The 543-nt window shown below is 45.5% G+C and carries 1 protein-coding gene; it reads left to right on the forward strand.

Annotated elements, in window-relative coordinates:
* On the forward strand, positions 1-446 hold a 446-nt coding region (locus R7R24_RS29760), incomplete at its 5' end, for an ammonium transporter (protein ID WP_411978853.1).
* Between the last annotated feature and the right edge of the window lie 97 nt (positions 447-543).

A 543-nucleotide genomic window follows, 5' to 3' on the forward strand; every position in this document is an offset into this window, starting at 1 on the left:
CGGGTAAAAATGACCCTGGCTTTATTCACAATGGCCCTTTGGCCGGTTTGGTTGCGGTTTGCGCGGGGTCAGATTTAATGCATCCGCTTGGTGCATTAGTGACAGGTGCCGTTGCCGGGGTTTTGTTTGTGTATCTGTTTACATACCTGCAAAACCGAACCAAAATCGATGACGTACTGGGGGTGTGGCCTTTGCATGGAGTATGTGGTGCTTGGGGCGGGATCGCTGCAGGAGTTTTTGGTCAAAGTGGATTTGGTGGAATGGGCGGTGTTAGCTTCGCGGTTCAAGTTTTAGGGACATTTCTTGGCATTTCCATTGCGGTTTTAGGTGCTCTTGTGGTCTATGGCGCAATCAACGCTCTAACAGGTTTAAGGCTTTCAGAAGAAGACGAGTTTAATGGTGCGGATTTAGCGATTCATAGAATATCATCTACTAACGAAGATTAAATTAATCGAAAAAAGAGCGGCATCAAACCGCTCTTTTTAAACTATTTGCTTCAAACCGATATACAAGCCGTTTTAGCAGTTGCCTTTTTTAGCTTGA

This window comes from Vibrio sp. 704, from assembly GCF_033339295.1.